Here is a 16,443-nt window from a genome sequence, read left to right on the forward strand (position 1 = left end):
GTACGGCCCCCGTCGAAAGGAGCCGGCTCGGTTCAGTATAGGCGGCGCGCCTGGGTCCTGTGGACCAACATGATGCTTCGCGTTCGGGCCGCGCAGGCTGGGCCGCCAGGGCCGCCCGTTAGCCCTGGCGGCCCCGGCATGCAAGCACTTTCATGCAGCGGCTTTCATGCAGCCTCTGCATGCTCCAGTTCCGCGTGTTCGGCCTCCGGGGTTTCACGCTGCGGCTCACGCGAACCGTCCAGCAGCGCATCGATCTCCTCGCCCGTAAGCGTTTCGCGCGCCAGCAGCGCCTCAGCAATACGTTCCAGCACCGCGCGCTCGGCCACGAGAATGCGCCGTGCTTCGGCTTCGGCCTCGCCCGTGATGCGCCGCACCTCGCTGTCGATGGTCGCCGCCATGGCCGCCGACATCGCGACCGGCATGCCATGCGGGTCCACACCGCTTTCGCAGCAGACCACGCCCACGGTGTCGCTGAAACCGAACTCCGTCACCATGCGGCGCGCAAGCTGCGTGGCCTGGCGGATGTCGTCGCTTGCGCCGGTCGTGACTTCCTCGCGGCCATACACGAGTTCTTCGGCCACGCGCCCGCCGAACATCATCGCGAGGCGCCCTTCCAGCTGGCGCTTCGAGAACGAATGCTGGTCACGCTCGGGCAACGAAAGCGTGACGCCGAACGCACGGCCGCGCGGCACGATGGTGACCTTGTGCAGCGGGTCCTGATACGGCGAGCGCAGCGCGACGAGCGCATGCCCGGCTTCGTGATACGCGGTCATTTCGCGTTCGCGCGCCGTGACTGCGAGCGAGCGGCGTTCGGGACCGAGCAGCACCTTGTCGCGCGCTTCGTCGAAATCGGCCATGGAAACGCGCGCGTGACCGCGGCGCACCGCAATGAGCGCAGCTTCGTTCACGAGGTTCGCGAGGTCCGCACCCGCGAAGCCCGGCGTGCCGCGCGCGATGACGGCCGAATCCACGTCCGTCGCAACGGGCACCGGTCGCATGTGTACTTCGAGAATCTTCTGGCGTCCCGCCGTGTCAGGCGCCGGCACCATCACCTGACGGTCGAAACGGCCCGGGCGCAGCAGCGCTGCATCGAGCACGTCGGGCCGGTTCGTCGCCGCGAGCACGATCACGCTTTCGCTGCCGGAAAAGCCGTCCATTTCCACGAGCAACTGGTTCACGGTCTGCTCGCGCTCGTCGTTGCCGCCCGCGCCGCTGCTGCGGTGCCGGCCCACAGCGTCGATCTCGTCGATGAACACGATGCACGGCGCATGCTGGCGTGCCTCGCGAAAGAGGTCGCGCACGCGCGCGGCGCCCACGCCAACGAACATCTCCACAAATTCGGCGCCGGAGATGGAAAAGAACGGCACGCCCGCTTCGCCCGCCACGGCGCGCGCCAGCAGTGTCTTGCCGGTGCCGGGCGGGCCGATCAGCAGCACGCCCTTCGGCACGCGGCCGCCCAGGCGCAGGAACGCGGAGGGCTCGCGCAGATAGCGCACGATCTCGTCCAGCTCGACCGCCGCTTCTTCTATGCCGGCAACGTCTGCGAACGTGGTGCGGTGCGCATCCGGCGAAATCAGGCGGGCGCGCGAACGACCGAAGCTCGCGGCCTTGTTGCTGCCGCTGCCCTGGGTTCCTTGCCGCGAGGTAAAGAGGATCGCGCCCACCATCAGCACGCCGATCAACAGCGTCTGGAAGAGCGGACTGTCGAGAAACCCCATGCCGTTGTTCGCCGCTGCCTCGATGCGGACCTGATGGCTCAACAGGCGGTCGATCAGCGCGGGATCGGTCGGCGCGACGGTGCGAAACGAGCCGCCGTTGCCGAGCTTGCCGCTCAGCGTCGACCCTTCGATACGCACGCTGCGAATACCGCCCTTCTCCACCAGCACGACGAATTCGGAGTACGCGAGCGTGCGGACCTTCGCGGAATCGCCGGTTGCGCCAACGGCGGGTTCGTCCGCGCCGTTCTGGTAAGCCGTCGTCAGGTCGGCCAGGCTAGCCGCGCTGGCCCCGCTCACGGGAATGGGCTGCGCAAGGACGGGCGCCCCGTACGCCCATGCCGCGAACACCGCCGCGGCCAATCCTGCCCGTAATGTGTGATTGCGCATGGCTACCGCCTCCTCGTGATGCGAGCGATGCGGTCTGCGGGACGGCAGCACGCCGCGCCCATCGTTTTCGCATCTGAACAGACTCAAGCCTCGCGCGAGCGTGTTCCGTCCCCGTTGACGTGGATCAAGCAGGCCCAGCACGCTGTGGACGCCGTGCAACATGGCGGCCCGCCGCCCTTTGCCTCACAATCACGGGCGTGCCGCCGCAGCCGGCTTTCATCGGGCTGTCGGCGTGCGGCATTACTGTCCAGCGGTTCCCTTCCCGTTCTCGTCGTGCTGTGCATCATGTCTCTTGATTTCGTGCGTTCCCCGCTGTCCCGCTGCATGGCCCGACGTTCGATGGCGCGCTTGCCCGCCGCCGCTTTCGCCTTCTGGCTCGCGCTCACGCTTGCCGGTTGCGCGGCGCCGCCTGCCCGGCCAGCCGTTGAAGCCGCGCCGGCGCATGACGTGGTCGGCCTCTTCCCGATGGACGCGTACGACCAGAACGTGGACCACTGGATCGACCCGCACGACGCGGCTTACGACCGTCCCTTTCTCTCCGCCGCGCAGCAACGTGCGCATGAAGAGGCGCTTTACGCGCGCTATTTCGGCGCAGGCTCAGGTGCCAGCTCAGGTGCCAACTCAGGCAGCAACTCAGGCAACAGCACGGGCAGCGGCGCCGCCAATGCCACTGCGCCCTCGCCGTGGAACCCTGCGTATATCGAACAGGTCGTCTATCGCGACGGCGGCGACGCCATTGCCGCATTGCAGCGCCGGCGCCTCAGCTGGTTCGACAACCGCGAGCGCACGGGCCGCCATATCGGCTACGGCCAGAACTTCCGGCCGCATACGGCTGCATGGATCGATGCCATTGCGAAGAACATGAACGTGGCGCAGTTCGAGGGCGCGCCGCATTACGCCGGCTCGCAACGCGCGATCGCGACGGGCAATCTGCTGGTGCGCGAACTGCCTACCATGGACCCGTCGTTCTACGACTGGCACATCGCAGGCGAAGGCTATCCCTTCGACAACTTGCAAATCTCGGCGGTGCGTCCGGGCACGCCGCTCTATGTGCTCGGCAGTAGCGCGGACGGCGCGTGGCGTTACGTGCAGACACCCGACCTGCAAGGCTGGGTGCAAAGCGATCACGTGGGTACGGTGGACGACGCCTTCGTGCTGGCCTGGCGCGCCGCTGCGGGCAAGATGTGGGGCGCGGTGATCGCGGCATCCGCGCCCGTGAGCGACAGCCAGGGCACGTTCCGCTTCAATGCGCCTGCGGGCAGCCTGCTGCCGTTGCAAGCCGCTGCTTCGAGTTCAGCTGCGGGTTCAGCGTCGGCCAACACGTGGAACGTGCTCGTGCCCGCACGCGACATCGACGGCCGCGCCGTGATTCGCACGGCCACGCTCGACGCATCGCAGATCGCGCCCATGCCGCTCGCCGCGACGCCGCGCAATCTCGCGATGCGGCTCAAGAACCTGATAGGCCGCCCGTATGGCTGGGGCAATACGGGGTTCTATAACGACTGTTCTTCTGAACTCCAAAGCGTCTTCGCAGCGTTCGGCGTGTGGCTGCCGCGCCATTCGTCCACGCAGATGAGCGCCGGCCGCATGACCGACCTTTCCGACGCCTCGCCCACAGAACGCCTCGATTACCTCGCGCATCACGGCGTGCCGATGCGCACGCTCATCTACATCGGCGGCCATGTGATGCTGTACCTCGGCAACACCACGCGCGACGGGAAAGTGGTGCCTGTGGTGTATCAGGACGTGTGGGGCCTGCGTCCCGCCGACAACAGCCGGCGCGCGGTGATTGGCGGCTCCGTGATCCTGCCGCTGCTCGCGCGCATTCCCGAAGACCCGTCGCTCGAATCGCTGGCGGGCACGCCTACGTTTCAGATTTCTGTGATCGGTGGGCCCGATGAAGGCGGGCCGTCGCAAGGCGATGAGGACAATCCTGCGAGTTGAACCTTCGTTGAGCCTTCGTTGAACCTTCGTTGAACCTTCGTTGAACGTCGGGGATGCCAGGCGCCTCGCAAGCGCCCTATGATCGGCTCGCCTGCCGATAGCCGCTTCGCCGTCAGGCGCACGAAAGCCCATCCGCCACGCTGCGCATCCGCCCCCGCTTACCAGCCCTTACCTTTCCTCGCCGCGCAATGCCTTGCGCTTGCCGGCACACGCCCTGGAAGCGCGATGCGTGATGCCGGCTGGCGTCACGCTGCTTCCCCGCTGGACTCTCTCCACTGCATGCCGGGCCATGCGACACCGCCCTCTGCCGATCCTGTGCCGATCATGCCGCGTTATTAACCGATTAACGGTGCGTAACGCAACGGCAACCGATCACAACAACAACTTCACTATGCTGCGCCTCATTCGACGGTGAACTGCCGCCGACTACCTGTCCCCGTCCAGGAACATCTGCCATGTACCACCTGATGACAATGGAACCCGTGCACGAAGCCGGCACGGTTGCGGTGCGCTTCACGATAGAAGGCCGGTCTTCCGTATTGGGCGCCGCCGACGTGGACACGCTCATCGAAAAGCTCGTCGAACTGCGGGCCGGCATGTCGCCCGCTCATTCCATGACGCCCGTGCCCTCGCACAACTATCCGCTCGAAGTGGACCCCAGCTGGCACGTGGACCGCACGCCGCTTTTCGATGGCCCCGTGCTCATGTTGCGCCACGCCGGCATGGGCTGGACGGCGTATGCACTGCCTGCGCGGAGCCTTTGCCAGCTCGTCGACGCGCTTGAAATGCAACCCGCTCCAGCCGCATTCGCCGCCCACCCCGTGATGAATTAGTGCTGTTGCGTTGGAGCGCTGCAGGTCGTTCACGCGTGGCGATGACGGGCCATGAGCGCGTAGAAACGCCGTGCTGCTTCTGTCCGCTGCCACCCGCTACCGACGCCCGGCGGACGGCCGGTGATGTGCCTTGTTGCGTCGCTGGAGTTGACCATGGTGCGAAGTGTCATTCCCGGTGTACTGACAGTGTGGCTGCTCAACACGAAAGACGCCCTGCATAGGGATGCGTTCAACCGCGAGAACGAAACCCGCTGGCACGCCGCAACCTTTCACATGCGCCATTCGATTCCCGCTGAACGCTATGCGCCGCGCCCGCACTGCGTTCCTCCCGCCTCTCAGGCGTATTCGTTCGTGCGGCAAACGGTCGGGTACCACCCGAACCTTCTGCCGCCTTCTTACCGGTCAACATGAAGTCCAGATTCCTAGCCAGGTTCATGACGCCACGCGTCGACATCGCGATTGCGGGCGCCATCGGTGCTCTCGCAGCGCCCGCCGCGCATGCCACCACGCCCTTCGTCGTTCAGGACATCCGCCTTGAAGGACTGCAGCGCGCCGAGCCCGGCACGGTGTTTTCCTATCTGCCCATCAAACAGGGCGATACGTTCACCGACGACAAGGCATCCGAAGCAATTCGCGCGCTGTACGACACCGGCTTTTTCAACGACGTGAAGATCGCCACCGAAGGCAATGTCGTGATCGTGCGCGTGGTGGAACGCGCGGCCATCGGCACGATCGACTTTTCCGGGCTGCACGAGTTCGACAAGGACAACCTCACGAAAGCGCTGCGCACGGTGGGGCTTTCGCAGGGCCGCAACTACGACCGCGCGCTCGTGGACCGCGCCGAACAGGAACTGAAGCGCCAGTACCTCACGCGCGGCTTCTACGCGGCAGAGGTCACCACCACGGTCACGCCGATCGACCGCAACCGCGTCGCCATTCTCTTTGCCGTAATCGAAGGGCCGAGCGCAAAGATCCGCCAGGTGAACTTCATCGGCAACAAGGTGTTCGACGACAGCGTGCTGCGCGACCAGATGCAGGAGTCCACGCCGAACTGGTTCTCCTGGTACACGAAAGACGACCTCTATTCGAAGGAAAAGCTCACGGGCGATCTGGAGAACGTGCGCTCGTACTACCTGAACCGCGGTTATCTGGAGTTCAACATCGAATCCACGCAGGTCTCCCTCTCGCCGGACAAGAAGGACATGTACCTCACCGTCACGGTGCACGAGGGCGAGCCGTACACGGTCTCTGGCGTCAAGCTCGCGGGCAACCTGCTGGGCCGTGAAGCGGAGTTCGACAAGCTCGTCGCCATCAAACCGGGCGAGCGGTTCTCGTCGGAAAAATTGCAGGCCGCAACGAAAGCTCTCGTCGACAAGCTGGGCGAGTACGGCTACGCGTTCGCCACCGTCAACGCGGTGCCGCAGATCGACCAGGAACACCACAAGGTTGCCCTCGCACTCCAGGTAGACCCGGGGCGCCGCGTGTACGTGCGGCGCGTGAATATCGAAGGCAATACGCGCACACGCGACGAAGTGATTCGTCGCGAAATGCGGCAGTTCGAAAGCTCGTGGTTCGACTCGTCGCGCCTGACGCTTTCGAAGGACCGTCTCAATCGCCTCGGCTACTTCACCGACGTCGACGTGACGACCGTACCCGTGGAAGGATCGAGCGATCAGGTCGACGTGGACGTGAAGGTGACAGAAAAGCCCACGGGCACCATTTCGCTGGGCCTTGGTTACGGCTCGGGCGAGGGGCCCATCATTTCCGCGGGCGTGACGCAGGACAACGTGTTCGGCTCCGGCAACACGCTCTCGGTGAACGTCAACACGGCCACGTCGTACCGAACACTGACCGTCACGCAGGTCGACCCGTACTTCACCGTGGACGGCATCAAGCGCATCACAGACGTCTATTACCGCACGACGGAGCCGCTCTACTACTCGAGCAGTTCGAGCTTCCGCATCATCGCGGCCGGCGCCGATCTCAAGTTCGGCATTCCGTTCTCGGAATCGGACATGATCTACTTCGGCCTCGGCTTCGAGCAGGACCGGCTTGATACGGACTCGGCCACGCCGCAAACCTATATCGATTACGTGAAGGACTTCGGCCGCGTTTCCAACAACATCCCGCTCACGGTCGGCTGGTCGCGCGACGCGCGCGACAGCGCACTCGTACCCAGCCGCGGCTACTACGCGCAGGCCAACGCGGAGTACGGCACACCCGCCGGCACCACGCCGTACTACAAGGCCGACGTGCAGGGCCAGTACTACTACTCGTTCGCGCGCGGCTTCGTGCTGGGCCTGAATTTCCAGGGCGGCTACGGCAATGGTCTGAACGGCAAGGCGTACCCCATCTTCAAGAACTATTACGCGGGCGGCATCGGGTCGGTGCGCGGCTACGAGACCAGTTCGCTCGGCCCGCGCGATACGAGCACGGGCGACCCGATTGGCGGCTCGAAGATGATCGTGGGCAACATCGAAGTCACGTTCCCGCTGCCAGGCACAGGCTACGACCGCACGCTGCGCGTGTTCACGTTCCTGGACGGCGGCAACGTGTGGGGCTCCGAAGGCAACAGCACAGGGGCGAACGGACTGCGCTACAGCTACGGCATAGGCCTCGAATGGATCTCGCCCATCGGTCCGCTGAAACTCGACTTCGGTCTGCCCGTGGTGCGGCATGCGGGCGACCAGTATCAGAAGTTCCAGTTCCAGATTGGCACGTCGTTCTGACGCGTCTGAACCTCATTCATCCGCCACTGCCTCGCCCATTGATTTGCAATCCCCATCGTTACACCGCCGCAGGCCCCGCGTCAGAGTCTGGACGCTTCGACTTCCGCTGGACCTGCTGCTCGCCGCGCCTGCGTGCATGTTCTGCATGCCGGGCTCGGCGTGTGCCCAGCTCGCAGCGCAAGCTGCGCTGCCGTATCGCATGGACGGCGCGTGGGGGCTGCAACTCGCGCCCGAACTCGTGGAGCATCCGCTCGCGCCCGGCGCAAAGGCCGCGATATTCACGGGCAGCAGCGGCGCCACAGGCACCAGCAACACCGACCTTGCACTCAAAGGCAACGCGGACTTGCGCAGCGGCACGTCCGTAGTCAAGGCCGACGCGCTCCACTACGACGTGGACACCGACATGGCCGATGCCTACGGCCACGTACAGATCACGCATGACGGCGACGTGTTCAGCGGGCCGGATGCCCATCTTCACGTAAGCGAGACGGCGGGCACGATGAGCACGCCCGCCTACCATTTCACGCTGACGAACGGTTCGGGCCGCGCTTCACGAATCGACCTGATCGACGCGCAACGCGAGACCGCCTACGACGCGACGTACACCACCTGCAATTGCGTCGAAAGTCCCGCGTGGCATCTGCGCGCTTCGCGCCTCGATCTGGACCAGGGCGAGAACGAGGGCGTGGCGTACAACGGCGTGCTGTTTTTCGGCAGCGCACCGCTTTTCGCGTTTCCGTGGCTCGCGTTTCCGCTCAACGGCGAACGCGCCACAGGGCTCCTGCCGCCCACGTTCTCGCTCAGTTCGTCGAGCGGCTACGACTTCCAGTTGCCCGTCTATTTCAATCTGGCGCCCAATTACGACCTGACGCTCACGCCGCGCGTCATGACTAAACGCGGCGCCCTGCTGACGGCCGACTATCGCTATCTGACAGCGAATTCTTCCGGCGCGCTCTCCATCACCTACCTGCCCTACGATGCGATCACGAAGACGAACCGCTATTCGTTTTCGTTCAAGCATCAGCAGACGCTGGGCGACGGACTTGCCGCGTATGTGAACTACAACCGCGTGTCCGATGCCGCGGTGCCGACGGACCTCGGTCAAAACGCCTTTGTACTGGGCTCGCAGACGGTGTTTCAGGAGGAGGCCGGCGTGACGTACAACCACGGTCCGTGGTCTGTGCTCGCACGCGTGCAGGACTGGCAGTCGTTTACGACTTCGCCACCGTACAACCGCGAGCCCGAAATAGACGCGAAGTACACGCGCTACAACGTAGCAGGGTTCGACTTCGGTGCAGATGCGAACGCTGCGCGCTTTTCGATTCCCGTCGGACATTCCACGCAGGGCGCGCGCTTCACGTTCGACCCCTACGTGAGTTACGCAATCCTGCATCCGGGCTGGTACGTCACGCCCAAGGTGCAATGGCACTTCGCGTCATACGATCTCAGCAGCATCGGCAGCAATGCCCCTGCAGGCCAGCCGAAGACGTTCAGCTTCAACGTTCCCACACTGAGCTTCGATTCGGGCGCAACGTTCGAGCGCAACATTCGCCTCTTCGGCGTCGACATGATCCAGACGCTCGAACCGCGCCTCTACTACGTCTACACGCCTTACCGGAACCAGACATTCGCGCCCATCTTCGACACGGCGCCGCTCGACTTCGGGCTGGCGGAGATTTTCACGAGCAACCGCTTCGTGGGCGGCGACCGCGTGTCCGACATGAACCGCGTGACGGCAGGCATCACGACGCGCTTTCTCGACGCCGCAACCGGCGCGGAACGCGCGCGCTTCGTGCTCGCCCAGGAATACTATTTCCGCACCACGCAGGTCACGATGTCCGGCGACATTCCGCCTTCGGCCGGTCCCTCCAACGTCATTGCGGGCGCCTCGTTCAACCTGGGCGACAACATGAGCGTGGAACAGGCCGTGGAATACGACCAGTCGAACAACGCGTTCGCGCAGGCTACGTCGGGCGTGAGCTGGAAGCCGGCCGACGGCAAGGTGCTCAACGCGGCCTACCTCTATGCGAAAGCGAACGCGACGCTTGGCGACGCAGCGGTGAACCAGATTCTGCTCTCGAGCCAATGGCCGCTCTCGCGCCGCGTTTCGGCGGTAGGCATGATCGATTACGACATGGGCGTTCACCGTACCGTGGCCGGACTGCTCGGCATGCAATACCAGGCCGACTGCTGGGCCGTGAGCCTCGCCTTCGAGAAGTACACCAACACGAGCAGCACCAACACGCCGACGAGCGGCACACGCCTGCTGATGCAGCTGCAACTGAACGGCGTGAGCCGCATCGACAACGGACTGCTCCAGCAGTTTCGCGCGAGCGTTGCCGGTTATAGCGCGCCTGCCGTGCCGGATGCCGAATCGCGGTTCGCGAACTATCCGTGACGAGACGGACGGCGACGTCGCTCATTCGAATGTCGCGGCATTGGCACACAGGCTTACCGCATGAAGAGCCTCAGCACGATGCCGAACAGCCCGAATCCGACGACAAGCGAAGCGACGAGGCCGACCAGGACGAGCGCCAGCACGACCGCGCCCTTGATGGAGCCCGCCTGCCGGCGCCAGCCGTGGCGCGATTGCGGGCGCCTTGCGGCGCGAAGGGGCACGATGTGAGGCATCAGAGGTCCCTGAGGGGATTGAACACGCAAGTGCATGATGGGAGCACGGCGAATGCCCGTTCCCATACCGACGTATACCCTGGTGCGCCGTTTAAGTTTCGTTTAAGTGGGTGGCCCTACATTCGACGGGCATTGCGTTGCCCCGCCTTGCACGGCGGTCTGTTCCGCAACGCCCCTCCTCCCCTGTGGAGACCAGAGCAGCAACGGCCGTTCGGCCCCCCTGTCCGCCAGGACCAGGGCCGATGTTAGGGACCCGGATTTTCGGGTCCTTTTTTTTGCGGTCTTTCGTGAATTTCCGGCGAGCGTCGCGGAACAGGGCGTCGCCAGGCTTGTGCGGACGTGAGTGCCGCGCGACGGGAAGCGGTGCTTCTGGAAGGCCTTGCCCATCCGCATGCACCTTCTCAGCGACGCTGCCATACTGGCCATCGCCGCTCGCAGGCACGGCGACTCTCGTCGCCCCTCTTGCGTTCATCTCCTCACACCACCAAAAAACCACGCACCCCATGAAGACATCGCGCCGTCACTTTCTGCATCACGTCATGGTCGTGGGCGCCGGCATGGCACCGGCGCTCATCCTCAGCCGCACCGCACGGGCCGCCGACGAAAAGGTGAGCGAAAGCGACCCCACAGCGAAATCGCTGGGCTATGTGGAAGACGCCACACGCGTCGACAAGGCACGCTTTCCCGCCTACGCGGCCGGGCAACGCTGCGGCACCTGCTCGCTGTTCCAGGGCAAAAGCGGCGATGCGTGGGGTGGCTGCGTGCTGTTCGGCGCGAAGCTCGTGGCCTCCGGTGGATGGTGCAGTTCATATACGAACTCGTAGCAGACGCGGACGCGCCCGGTTTTTTCGCACGGTCGGTCGAACGGCGCGATGAGGTGTAGCCAACCATTTGCCAACATTTTTCTTTCTAATGTCTTTCGTTTTTATTTTTGTTCGGCTCTAATGGCGCCTCCACACCTTGCCAGGAGACTTCCATGAGCGACTTCATGCGCGGCGCTTTCACGCTGGGCGGTTGCATCAGCGCCTACACCTTCGTGGTCAGCGCCATCGAGTATCTGGCGGGCTAGGGCCAGGGTTGACGGCCGCGAGACGCGACCGTCGCCCATTGCCGTCCTGGCTGCACGGAAAGAACCCTCAAGCAAAACATTCGGCCTCGTAAAGCAAGCGGCCGGCCGCGTCCTTCGGCGACAGGACGGGTTCTGCGCCATTGGGCCAGTCGATGCCCACTTCCGGGTCGGACCACAGCAGGCTGCGCTCGTACTCGGGGAACCAGAAGTCCGTGGTCTTGTAGAGCAATTCGGCGGAAGGCGAAAGCACGATGAAGCCATGCGCGAATCCCGGCGGCACCCATAGCTGCCGATAGTTCTTCGCGCTCAGCCGCGTGCCCACCCACTTGCCGAAGCTCGGCGAACTCAGCCGCAAATCCACCGCGACGTCGAACACCTCGCCGGTCATCACGCGCACGAGCTTGCCCTGCGGCCGTTGGATCTGATAGTGCAGTCCGCGCAGCACGCCACGTGTGGAACGTGAATGGTTGTCCTGCACGAACACGTGTCCTCTCGCCACGTTCTCTTCGAATTCCCGCGCGTTGAAGCTTTCGAAGAAGTGCCCGCGACTGTCGCTGAACACCGTCGGCTCGATTATTTTGACCTCCGCAATTGCTGTCTCCTTCACCTCAATAGCCATCTCGGCCTGCTCCGTATAGACGAGTTTCAAATCCTCCCGCGCGCGGCGCGGTCGCGGCGGGCATGCACGCTCGCTTCGCGCTCCAGCACATCGAGCAGTTCACGCGCGGCGGCATCCCACCGGAAACGCTTCGCGTGCTCGCGCCCGCGCGCACGCCACGTTTCGCGCAGCGCCTTGTCGCTCATCATCTGCGCGATCTTTCGCGCAATGTCTTCCACCGAACGCGCATCGCAGTACATCGCGGCGTCACCGCAGACCTCGGGCAGCGACGCCTCGCGCGACGCGATCACCGGGCAGCCGCACGACATCGCTTCGAGCGGCGGCAGGCCGAACCCTTCATAGAGCGAGGGAAACACGAAACAGCCCGCGTGCTCGTACAACGCCTTCAATTCGCCATCCGAAACAAAGCCTGCCGCGATCACGTGGTCGGACGGCTGCAATCCCGCCTTCGCCTTGCCGTTGAAGACGCGCAGATCGCAACCGCCCGCCACCACGAACTGCCAGTCGTGATCGCGCTCACTCAATTGCTCGACAGCAGCCAGCACGCGCGCAAGGTTCTTCCCCACGGAGAGGCTGCCCACAATCAGCACGTAACCGTCTTCCTTCAGACCGAGCCGCGCAAGAATGCGCGCATCCGGAACGATACGGTCGAAGTGATCGACGCCGTTTCGCACCACCGAGATACGGCTCGCGTCGATACCGAGGCGCACCATGATGCGTTGCTTCGAAAATTCGGACACGGTGACGATGTGCTTCGCTGTGCGCTTCAGAACGGCATACGCCACGCGATACCAGAGCCGGTACTTCCACGAGTAGTTTTCGGGCAGATCGTAGACCGCGACATCGTGCACCATGAGCACCTGCCGGCGCGCCAGCAGCGGGCCGATGTTGCAGAGGCTCAGCAGCGTGCGGCCGCCCGATGCAAACGGCAGCACCAGTTGCTCCCACAGTGCGCCCTTGAAAACGCGCTTCATCCAGCGGGCAGCGATGCCCTCCGGCGAAGTCACGGATGCGGCCGCGGGCCATGCCACGTCGTCACGCGCATCGGCCGGCACGAAGAGCGGCAGATCGGCACCATCCGGCACGGATCGCACGAGCGCGATTGCCATTTCATAGCCCACGCGCTGCACGCCCGTCATGCGCTGCGAGGCGAACTTTCCGTTTATCGCGAATGTTCCGCCTGCCAGCTCACGCACATGAGGTTTGTCGGCGGCGCTCGCGAGGGGGACTGGTGCGGTCGCGGTGGCGGCTTTGGCCGACATCGTGATCGGATTCATCAGGCACAGCTCCATAGCGTGGATTGCGGTCAAGCGTGGCGCGATGATGCGGCGCACGATTGCATTAGGCGATCACGCAAGGGGGCTGCTCAGTACGATTTCGCACTTAGCTCCAGGCAGATCGAAATTGTTCTCGTGCATCTGCCGGGCATCCCATGTGCTTTCAGTGCGGTGTGTGCCGGGCCTGCAACCGCCCACCGCTAAGTACGGTTCCGAACTGAGCGGCCTTCGGGCGTCGCATAACCTGGCACTTTCAACGGACGGCCGGTGCCGCTGGAGAGCCCGATGTACGCCCGCACCATCTCGATGCTGTTCTATATGTTCTTCACCTGCGTGATCTTCAATCCGCAGGTGAAAGGCGTGACGATCTATCTGTACGTCATGCTGCCGCTGCTCGACCCGGGCTTTGCCTCGTTCGCACTGGCCACCGTGCGCCGCTGGGCGCTGCCGCTCGCCATCGCCGTGGCGGCCTGCCTGATCAGCAGCCCGATGGCGGCTGCACGTGTCGTCTCCATTGCGATCTGCGTGGGTTATCTGATGTACACGTACGCGCGCAAGATCGACTACCTGCACCTCTGGATGGGCATTAACGTGTTGTTCGCCATCGTGCAGTTCATCACGTACTACGCGGACTACAGTCTTGCGGTGCAGCTTGGCCCCGATGAAGTGTCGAAGATGCTCTGGGGAGACTCGGCCACACAGACCAATACGAATTTCTACGAGATCCTCTATTTCGCGCGCGTCTGCGGCTTCTCCCGCGAGGCCGGCTTCTTCTCGTCGTTGCTGGCTGCGTCGTTCGTGCTGTATCTCATGCAGCGCGAGAAAACCAGCAAGTTCATGATGACGCTCTACTGGATCGGCCTCTTCATCAGCCTCTCCAAGGCGTCGGCCGTGCTGGGCATTTTTGCCGTGCTCTACTTTGCGCGCCGTTCGCTGCGTTCGATTCACCCGCTGGTGGCCATTGGGATCTTCACCGGCGTGATGGGAGCGATCGGCCTCTACATGCGAGCGCACGGCTTCTTCGGCGTGCCCACTTTCGCGCACCGCATGGGCGGATACCCGTTCCTGCTCGATGCGCGGTTCTCGGACCTCATCAAAGGTGTGTCCACGCAGCAGTTGCTCAACGACTACGGCTATCTGCCCTACGTACACATGAATCGCGAGGTGTACTACATCAACGAGGTGACGTTCGCGAGTATTCCGGGCCTCATCATCGACATGGGACTCATCCCAGCGCTGATCCTGCTCGGCGTGCTGGGCTTCACCGCGAGCGACGGTTTCGTGATGCTCATGACGCTGCTCATCACGGCCACGCTGGGCCCAACGATGGTGACATCGTTCGTGCCGCTGGCGTACCTGATCTGCTACTGGCCGCGCTTCTCCATCTGGCTTGCCGATGCGCGTGCCCGCATGCCCGTGCCGCAACGAATGCGCCTGCTGGGGCGCCTCAAGCCCGCCCCTGCCGCGCCGCCACCATGGCACGCATTCCGCTAGTAGCGGCTTCGCCTCGACCATTGCAACCCGCACGGCTTTCCACCGTGCAGTCCGCACCATGCCGAAGAAAAAGTCTGCCTCGCGTATCCGCGTCCGTGTCCCGTTTGCCTTTGCGCTGCGTGCGTCCGTGTTGGCGCTCGCGTTTGCCGGCCTGCCGGGCGCGAACGCAGCCGAGCTTCGTGCTGCGAATCGTCCCGACGCATTGATCTCGGCGCCGGGCAAAGCGGTAGCGCTGCAGTTCCAGACGGGCGTGGTCGACTCGCCCGGCGCGACGCTGCGGCTCACGCTGTTCCCCTACGACGACGAGGGCAGACTATCCACCAGGCCTGCGGCTTCGTACCGCACGATGGTTGGCGCAGCGGCACAAGGCAAGACGGTGCAGGTGAACATCACGCCACCGGGGCCCGGACTTTACCGTGTAGATGCCGAACTCGTTGCACAGGACGGCGATGCGTCGGGGCGCACATCGGTCAACATGGCTGTCGTCACGCCGCGCGACAGCGTAGGCCCCTCGGATTTCGGCGTGGTCACGCACTTCGTTCAGGGGCAAGGCTCGCCGCAGGTGGTGCTGCCGCTCGTCAAACAGGCGGGTTTCTCGTGGATTCGCGACGAACTTTACTGGCAGGAAATTGAAAAGACGCCGGGCCGCTTCACGTTCCCGGCCCGCTACGACGACTACGTGGCGCGGGCATCGCAGCTGGGGCTTTCCGTGCTCGGCGTGCTCGATTACGGCAATGCCGGCGTTTATCCCGACCTCTTCAACGGCTCCACGTTCCCCATGACGCCACAAGCGCGGGCCCTGTTCGTGCGTTACGTGGACGCTGTGGTGCGCCATTACGGCAAGACCATCACGCACTGGGAGATCTGGAACGAGCCGGATTTCAACCGCATCGGCTACGACCGCTACCTCGCGCTGCTCAAGGACGCGTATCACAAGATCAAGCAGATCAACCCCAACGCCACGGTCATTTCGTGCGGCGGCGGCGGTTCAGGGGGCGGTCCGGGCGCCGACTGCATGGTTGCGCTCATGAAACGCGGCGGGCTCAACGACCAGGACGGCTTCAGCGTGCATCCGTACATGACGCCGAACACGCCCGAGAAGGGCTATGCGGCGCAGGGCGCGCCTATCCCCTCAGTCAGCATTCCGTCCACGTGGCCGTACCTCAAACGGTTCGCCACGGACAACATCAAGGCCGACGGACGCCCGCTGCAAGTCTGGATAACCGAGCTAGGCTGGCCCGTGAATCCCAAGGTGCCCGGCCAGGACGAAACGAGCCAGGCCGCCAACATTACGCGCAGCTACCTGCTCTCGCGCCGCTACGATTCCGTGCGCGTGCTGTTCTGGTATGACTTCATCGACGACGGCACCGACCCGAACAACTTCGAGCACAACTTCGGACTACTGCATCACGACCTTTCGCCAAAGCCGGCGTTCGTCGCCACTTCTGTGCTGGCTACGACGCTCGGCAATCGTCGTTGGCAGTCAGCGCTTGTGGATACCGACGACGTGAAGGCCTATCGCTACGGCACGCAAGGCGGCGATTCGATCATTGCGGGCTGGACGGTGGGCACGGACGAACGCACCGTGTCGTTGAAGCTGCCGCCGGGCTCGTATGTGGAGCGCGACTGGCAAGGAGCGCAGCGAACGGTGACCGTATCTGACGAAGCCTTCACGTGGCGCGTGGGGCCGTTGCCGCGTTATCTGATTCCTGCCGCGCAGACGGCGTCGCAGTAAGCGACGC

Annotated in this window: 11 protein-coding genes; 7 read left to right on the forward strand and 4 right to left on the reverse strand. The window is 64.1% G+C overall.

Annotated features, from left to right (window positions below; translation table 11 throughout):
* Positions 1 to 164: 164 nt before the first annotated feature.
* A complete protein-coding gene (ftsH, locus tag PKKP23_RS00465; protein WP_240658658.1) occupies positions 165 to 2,105 on the reverse strand; it encodes an ATP-dependent zinc metalloprotease FtsH in 1,941 nt (646 codons plus the stop codon).
* Between the two features lie 324 nt (positions 2,106 to 2,429).
* On the opposite strand from ftsH, the gene PKKP23_RS00470 reads away from it, so the two are divergent.
* The 4 genes from PKKP23_RS00470 (at position 2,430) to PKKP23_RS00485 (ending at position 10,009) form a co-directional block, all read left to right on the forward strand.
* The gene (locus tag PKKP23_RS00470; protein WP_240658660.1) at positions 2,430 to 4,049 is read left to right on the forward strand and encodes an SH3 domain-containing C40 family peptidase; all 1,620 of its coding nucleotides are present in this window, start codon (positions 2,430 to 2,432) and stop codon (positions 4,047 to 4,049) included.
* A gap of 455 nt (positions 4,050 to 4,504) precedes the next feature.
* Positions 4,505 to 4,882, forward strand: coding sequence for a hypothetical protein (locus PKKP23_RS00475; protein WP_017774726.1), 378 nt, complete (start codon positions 4,505 to 4,507; stop codon positions 4,880 to 4,882).
* Between the two features lie 434 nt (positions 4,883 to 5,316).
* Positions 5,317 to 7,611, forward strand: coding sequence for an outer membrane protein assembly factor BamA (bamA, locus tag PKKP23_RS00480; RefSeq protein WP_126875385.1), 2,295 nt, complete (start codon positions 5,317 to 5,319; stop codon positions 7,609 to 7,611).
* Positions 7,612 to 7,756: 145 nt separating this feature from the next.
* Positions 7,757 to 10,009 (forward strand): LPS-assembly protein LptD, encoded by a 2,253-nt coding sequence (locus tag PKKP23_RS00485; protein WP_240658662.1) that lies wholly within the window; start codon positions 7,757 to 7,759, stop codon positions 10,007 to 10,009.
* 53 nt (positions 10,010 to 10,062) lie between these two features.
* Here PKKP23_RS00485 and PKKP23_RS00490 read toward each other — a convergent pair whose 3' ends face one another.
* Positions 10,063 to 10,242 carry a hypothetical protein gene (locus tag PKKP23_RS00490; RefSeq protein ID WP_126875386.1) on the reverse strand — a complete coding sequence of 60 codons (180 nt, stop codon included), beginning with the start codon at positions 10,240 to 10,242 and terminating at the stop codon, positions 10,063 to 10,065.
* 503 nt (positions 10,243 to 10,745) lie between these two features.
* Here PKKP23_RS00490 and PKKP23_RS00495 point away from each other — a divergent pair.
* Positions 10,746 to 11,066, forward strand: coding sequence for a high-potential iron-sulfur protein (locus PKKP23_RS00495; protein WP_126875387.1), 321 nt, complete (start codon positions 10,746 to 10,748; stop codon positions 11,064 to 11,066).
* A 312-nt stretch (positions 11,067 to 11,378) separates the two neighbouring features.
* Here the strand turns inward: PKKP23_RS00495 and rfbC are convergent, their stop codons facing one another.
* Complete coding sequence (gene rfbC / locus PKKP23_RS00500; RefSeq protein ID WP_026121417.1) at positions 11,379 to 11,930, reverse strand: dTDP-4-dehydrorhamnose 3,5-epimerase; 552 nt, start codon at positions 11,928 to 11,930, stop codon at positions 11,379 to 11,381.
* A 26-nt stretch (positions 11,931 to 11,956) separates the two neighbouring features.
* Positions 11,957 to 13,207, reverse strand: a complete 1,251-nt coding sequence (locus PKKP23_RS00505; RefSeq protein WP_126875388.1) for a glycosyltransferase family 4 protein — start codon at positions 13,205 to 13,207, stop codon at positions 11,957 to 11,959.
* A gap of 285 nt (positions 13,208 to 13,492) precedes the next feature.
* Here PKKP23_RS00505 and PKKP23_RS00510 point away from each other — a divergent pair, with 285 nt between their 5' ends.
* Positions 13,493 to 14,701 carry a hypothetical protein gene (locus tag PKKP23_RS00510; protein WP_126875389.1) on the forward strand — a complete coding sequence of 403 codons (1,209 nt, stop codon included), beginning with the start codon at positions 13,493 to 13,495 and terminating at the stop codon, positions 14,699 to 14,701.
* A 58-nt stretch (positions 14,702 to 14,759) separates the two neighbouring features.
* On the forward strand, positions 14,760 to 16,436 hold the full coding sequence (locus tag PKKP23_RS00515; RefSeq protein WP_126875390.1) for a glycoside hydrolase family protein: 1,677 nt from the start codon (positions 14,760 to 14,762) through the stop codon (positions 16,434 to 16,436).
* Positions 16,437 to 16,443 lie beyond the last annotated feature (7 nt).

The sequence above is a fragment of the Paraburkholderia kururiensis JCM 10599 = LMG 19447 genome (assembly GCF_003986935.1).
GTDB classification, from domain to species: Bacteria; Pseudomonadota; Gammaproteobacteria; order Burkholderiales; family Burkholderiaceae; genus Paraburkholderia; species Paraburkholderia kururiensis.

What these genes read in the sequence shown, in the direction of transcription:
- ftsH (WP_240658658.1), bottom strand. Translation starts at nt 2,105, where the DNA reads ATGCGCAATCACACATTACGGGCAGGATTGGCCGCGGCGGTGTTCGCG.
- PKKP23_RS00470 (WP_240658660.1), top strand. Translation starts at nt 2,430, where the DNA reads ATGGCCCGACGTTCGATGGCGCGCTTGCCCGCCGCCGCTTTCGCCTTC.
- PKKP23_RS00475 (WP_017774726.1), top strand. Translation starts at nt 4,505, where the DNA reads ATGTACCACCTGATGACAATGGAACCCGTGCACGAAGCCGGCACGGTT.
- bamA (WP_126875385.1), top strand. Translation starts at nt 5,317, where the DNA reads ATGACGCCACGCGTCGACATCGCGATTGCGGGCGCCATCGGTGCTCTC.
- PKKP23_RS00485 (WP_240658662.1), top strand. Translation starts at nt 7,757, where the DNA reads ATGCCGGGCTCGGCGTGTGCCCAGCTCGCAGCGCAAGCTGCGCTGCCG.
- PKKP23_RS00490 (WP_126875386.1), bottom strand. Translation starts at nt 10,242, where the DNA reads ATGCCTCACATCGTGCCCCTTCGCGCCGCAAGGCGCCCGCAATCGCGC.
- PKKP23_RS00495 (WP_126875387.1), top strand. Translation starts at nt 10,746, where the DNA reads ATGAAGACATCGCGCCGTCACTTTCTGCATCACGTCATGGTCGTGGGC.
- rfbC (WP_026121417.1), bottom strand. Translation starts at nt 11,930, where the DNA reads ATGGCTATTGAGGTGAAGGAGACAGCAATTGCGGAGGTCAAAATAATC.
- PKKP23_RS00505 (WP_126875388.1), bottom strand. Translation starts at nt 13,207, where the DNA reads ATGAATCCGATCACGATGTCGGCCAAAGCCGCCACCGCGACCGCACCA.
- PKKP23_RS00510 (WP_126875389.1), top strand. Translation starts at nt 13,493, where the DNA reads ATGTACGCCCGCACCATCTCGATGCTGTTCTATATGTTCTTCACCTGC.
- PKKP23_RS00515 (WP_126875390.1), top strand. Translation starts at nt 14,760, where the DNA reads ATGCCGAAGAAAAAGTCTGCCTCGCGTATCCGCGTCCGTGTCCCGTTT.